The 3,959-nt window shown below is 68.0% G+C and carries 5 protein-coding genes; all 5 read right to left on the reverse strand.

What is annotated here, in order from left to right:
* Positions 1 to 169: 169 nt before the first annotated feature.
* The 5 genes from SAHL_RS17385 to SAHL_RS17405 all read right to left on the reverse strand — a co-directional run bounded on the left by SAHL_RS17385 (position 170) and on the right by SAHL_RS17405 (position 3,905).
* Positions 170 to 961: an enoyl-CoA hydratase/isomerase family protein gene (locus tag SAHL_RS17385; RefSeq protein ID WP_123592677.1), complete on the reverse strand. Its 792-nt coding sequence runs from the start codon at positions 959 to 961 to the stop codon at positions 170 to 172.
* Positions 962 to 1,016: 55 nt separating this feature from the next.
* The gene (locus SAHL_RS17390) at positions 1,017 to 1,802 is read right to left on the reverse strand and encodes a citryl-CoA lyase (RefSeq protein WP_123592678.1); all 786 of its coding nucleotides are present in this window, start codon (positions 1,800 to 1,802) and stop codon (positions 1,017 to 1,019) included.
* A 328-nt stretch (positions 1,803 to 2,130) separates the two neighbouring features.
* Positions 2,131 to 2,565, reverse strand: coding sequence for a PaaI family thioesterase (locus tag SAHL_RS17395; protein ID WP_123592679.1), 435 nt, complete (start codon positions 2,563 to 2,565; stop codon positions 2,131 to 2,133).
* Between the two features lie 6 nt (positions 2,566 to 2,571).
* Positions 2,572 to 3,234: a 3-oxoacid CoA-transferase subunit B gene (locus SAHL_RS17400; RefSeq protein ID WP_123592680.1), complete on the reverse strand. Its 663-nt coding sequence runs from the start codon at positions 3,232 to 3,234 to the stop codon at positions 2,572 to 2,574.
* On the reverse strand, positions 3,231 to 3,905 hold the full coding sequence (locus SAHL_RS17405) for a 3-oxoacid CoA-transferase subunit A (RefSeq protein ID WP_123592681.1): 675 nt from the start codon (positions 3,903 to 3,905) through the stop codon (positions 3,231 to 3,233). The genes SAHL_RS17400 and SAHL_RS17405 overlap by 4 nt, the downstream gene beginning before the upstream one ends.
* Positions 3,906 to 3,959: the final 54 nt, after the last annotated feature.

A 3,959-nucleotide genomic window follows, 5' to 3' on the forward strand; every position in this document is an offset into this window, starting at 1 on the left:
TACAACGCCGCCGGGCTCGATTTGCGGCCGAACCCTTCGGGACAATCGCTGTTGTGCGGCAATCCAGCGTTGTAGCACGCTGGTGCAGAATGACTGCACGGCGCGCACTACGCCTCGTCTTGCCGCACAACAGCGATTGGCGCGGGCTCGGATGAAGTGTTAACAGGCCCTAGTCTTCGCGCGCCGGCCACTCGAACGCCGGCGGGCGTTTGTCCAGAAAGGCGTCGACCGCGTCGCCGTGTTCGGGCGTGGCGAAGGCCACGCTCTGGCTGGTCAGCTCCATGTCGAGCATGGTTCTGAAGTCGTTGAGCTGCGAGACGTTGAGCGCACGCTTGCTGAGCATGAACGCGGTCGGCGAGGCCGCCGCCAGGCTCGTGGCGATGGCCCGGACCCGATCCGGCAGCGCCTCGGCCTCGACCGCCTCCAGCGCGATCCCCAGCGACACCGCCTCGTCGGCCGCGACGGTGCGCGCCGAGTAGATGATCTCCTTGGCGCGCTGCAGGCCGACGATGCGCGGCAGGGTGTAGAGCGCACCGAAGTCGGGCACCAGCCCGATCTTCATGAACGCCATCGAGAACTTCGCCCGGGTGCTCGCGATCACCAGGTCGGCGGCCAGGGCCAGGCCGAAGCCGGCGCCGAAGGCCGCGCCGTCGACGGCGGCGATGACCGGCTTGTCGAGATGCACGAGCTGCTCCAGCCAGCGGTGATGAAAGCGCATGCGCGCCTGGCGCGCGGCCGGATCGTCGCGGTTGGCCAGCATGGCCTTGATGTCGCCGCCGGCGCAGAAGGCCCCGGCCGCGCCGGTGATCACCAGGGCGCGTATGTTGTCGTCGTCGCGTACCGTGGCCACCGCCTCGGCGAGCTCGCCGGTCATCGCGCCGTTGATGGCGTTCTTCTGCTGCGGCCGGTCGAGGGTGATCGTCGCCACGCCGGCTGCGACGTCGAATCGAATCGTCTCCATCGCTGTCTCCTTTTCGGATGCAGCGGGCGCGGCATTCCGCGCCCGCCGCGGGGGCTCACTCGGGGCGGATGTGGGCGGTCGCCTCGTCCTCGATCCGCTGCCAGATCTCCACGCCCATGGGATTTTCCGACTCCTCGAGGATGTGGCCGACCAGCCCGATGGCGCGCGCCATCACGCCGAAGCCGCGCACGATGTGGCCGGGGAAACCGAATTCGCAGCAGATCGCCCCGATCGCGCCGGTGGCGTTGATCGGCAGCTGCTTGCCCGAGGCCGCTTCCGCCTCGACCTGGATCCTGCCCATGAGCTCGACATAGCGCCCGGCCATGCCGTTGTCCTCGGCAATGGCGAACAGCCTCGGGGTGCGCGGGTCCACCGGCTTGTGCAGCGGATGCCCCAGACCGGGAATGATCTGCTTGCGCGCGCGGTAGTCGGCCACCGTCTGCTTCGCGATCGCGTCCAGGTCGGCATCCGCCGGCGCATCCGTGGGCAGCACCTCGTAGAGCATCTTCGCGGCACCTTCCATGCTGCCCACAAAGACCGTGCCGAGCCCGCACAGCCCGGCCGCGACCGCGGCCTGCAGCGACTCGGGCGCGCCGGCGTAGGTCAACCGCGCGGCCAGTGCGGAGGGCGTGATCCCATGCTCGACGAGCGTGATGACGATCGCGTTGAAGACACGCGACTCGGCCTCGGTCGGCGTCTTTCCGGTGAGCTGCAGGTAGGCCAGGTCGCCCAGGTTGAAATGCCCGAGGATCTCGTCGGGCAGGCTCTTGCCGCGCACCTCGATGCGGTCGCGGGTGCTCCAGGCGATGTCGGAGCGAATCGGTCGGGGTTCACGGCTCATGGGTTGTCCTCGATGTGAGCAAATGAAGGTTCCGGGGTCGGTCAAAACGTGTTGCGAACGCGGCGCCGGACCCTGCACATCGCCTCCCGCAAGACGCGAGTCGTCGATCGCGGCGCGCCACGATCAGGGCGTGCACCGCCGTGGGCCGCCCAAGGTCAACAGCCATGGGCGGCCCAGCTCTTCGAGCTCGGCACTGTTGTAAGGCGATCCAGCGTTGTCGCGCGCTGGTGCCGCGTGACTGCGCGGCGCGCACGACGCCTCGTCTTGCCGCCCATAGTCAATTTTCACGAGGCGTTTGGGGCGAGCTTGCATGCTCTGCTGACGGGCCCTAGTCGGCGCGGTGACGCGGCTGATCGCGCAGGGCGAAAGAGCCGCGACCGGTGGCCAGCTGGCGCCGTTCGGCGTCGAACACGTCGGCGACGCCGACCACGATCTGGCGGCCCTTCTTGACAATGGACGCGCTCGAATAGATGCGCCCCTTGCCGGCCGGTCGCAGGAAGCTGACGTTGAGATCGATGGTCAGCGGGCCGATGTCGTGCTGATAGGCCGAACGCACGGCCGTGCCGAGCACCGTGTCGATGAGCGTGCAGTAGATGCCGCCGTGCACCATCCCGTAGGCCTGCACCAGGTTGTCGTTGATCTCGAGTGCGATCTCGCAGTCGCCGCTGCCGTCGGTGCTCACGCGTTCTATGGCCACGCCGAGATGCATGCGGAAGGGGTTGCGCTCGGTCCAGGCGATTTCGTCTTCCAGGGTCCAGGCCATGCGGGCTTATCCTTGTGCTCGTCGGGCGGTGGCGGGGGCGATCAGCGGCGCGTCGGTGGCGTTCTGAACGGTGTCGAAGTCGTTGCCGGCCAGCAGTTCGATCACCTGCAGCCCGGCGTCGGTGACTGCGATCACGGCCAGATCCGTATAGATGCGGCTGACCACGCCCGCGCCGGTCAGCGGATAGCTGCAGCGCTCGACGATCTTGGGCGTGCCGTCCTTGAGCGTATGACGGGTGATCGCGAACAGCTGCTTCGCGCCCACCACCAGATCCATGGCGCCGCCGACCGCCGGCGGATAGGTCTCGCTGCCGGTCGACCAGTTGGCCAGATCGCCGTTGGCCGCGACCTGGTAGGCGCCGAGCACGGAGATGTCGATATGGCCGCCGCGCATCATCCCGAAGGAATCGGCGTGGTGGAAGAACGAACCGCCCGGGCGCATGGTGATGTGCTGCTTGCTGGCGTTGATCAGCTGCGGGTCCTCCTCGCCGGGCGCGGGGGCGGCGCCGAAGCCGAGCACGCCGTTCTCGCTGTGGTAGATGACCTCGCGATCCGCCGGCACGTGATTGGCCACCTCCGTGGGCATGCCGATGCCGAGATTGACGTAGGCGCCGTCGGGGATGTCGGCCGCGCAGCGGGCGGCGACCTGTTCGGGGGTGAGACGATTCATGCGACGGCCTGTTCGGTTTCGATGACGTGGTCGACGAAGATGCCCGGCGTGACCACCTGCTCCGGGTCGATGTCGCCCAGAGCGACGACCGCCGAGACTTCGGCGATCACCGTGCGCGCGGCCGTGGCCATGATCGGATTGAAGTTGCGGGCGGTCTTGTAATAGACGAGATTGCCCCAGCGGTCGGCCCGTTCGGCCTTGAGCAGGGCGACATCGGCGGACAGCGGCGTCTCGAAGACATGCCCGACGCCGTCGATGATCTCGGTGCGCTTGCCTTCGGCCAGGGCGGTGCCGTAGCCGGTGGGCGTGTAGAAGCCGCCGAGGCCGGCACCCGCGGCCCGGATGCGTTCGGCCAGCGTGCCCTGGGGCACCAGCTCCAGCTCGATGGCGTTCTCTTCGTAGCGGCGCTCGAACCAGACCGAACCCGGCGAGCGCGGATAGGAGCAGATGACCTTCGCGACGCGATTCTCGGCGAGCAGCCGGGCGATGCCAGTCTCGCCCACGCCGGCGTTGTTGGCCACGATCGTCAGATCGCGCGCGCCGTGGTCTAGCAGCGCATCCATCAGATTGAAGGCGACTCCGGAACTGCCGAAGCCGCCACACATGAGGGTGTCGCCGTCGGCGACACAGGCGATCGCCTCGGCGATCGAGTCCCTGATTCGGTTGATCATTCCGGGTGTTGTCCTGCGGCAGAGGGAAAAGTTGCCGGCGGGGGGGGCCCCACC

It is taken from the genome of Salinisphaera orenii subsp. halophila YIM 95161 (assembly GCF_003732545.1).
Taxonomy (GTDB): Bacteria; Pseudomonadota; Gammaproteobacteria; order Nevskiales; family Salinisphaeraceae; genus Salinisphaera; species Salinisphaera orenii_A.